This window comes from Desertibacillus haloalkaliphilus, assembly GCF_019039105.1.
Taxonomy (GTDB): domain Bacteria; phylum Bacillota; class Bacilli; order Bacillales; family KJ1-10-99; genus Desertibacillus; species Desertibacillus haloalkaliphilus.
In genome coordinates this window covers 1-344 of record NZ_JAHPIV010000515.1, presented here as the reverse complement: position 1 = coordinate 344, position 344 = coordinate 1, and the positions used below count along the sequence as shown (strand labels likewise).

The window sequence follows — 344 nt, the reverse complement described above, 5'->3', positions numbered from 1 at the left end:
GGAGGGGAGGGGGAGGAAGGAGGAGGAGGAAGGAGGAGAGGAGGAAGAAAAGGGGGAGGGAAAAGAGAGAGGGGAGAAGGAGAAAAGGAAGAGGGAAGAGGAAGAGGAAGGAGGGGGGGAAAGGGGGGAGAAGGAGAAGGGAGAAGAAAAGAAAAGAGAGGAGGAAAAAAAGGAAGGAGAGGGAAGGGAGGAGGGAGAGGGGAGGGGGGAAGAGGAGGGAGGAGAGGAAGGAGAGGAGAAGGGAGAGGAAGGGGAGAAGGAGAGAAGGGAAAAGAGGGAAGGGGGGGGGGGGGAGGGGGAGGGGGAGGAAAGGAAAGAGGGGAAAGAGGAGGGGGAAGGAGGGG

1 protein-coding gene is annotated in these 344 nt (G+C 59.6%); it reads left to right on the top strand.

Annotated elements, in window-relative coordinates:
* Window positions 1–344 (top strand): hypothetical protein (locus tag KH400_RS30355; RefSeq protein WP_217228622.1); only part of this gene is annotated, 344 nt, incomplete at both ends.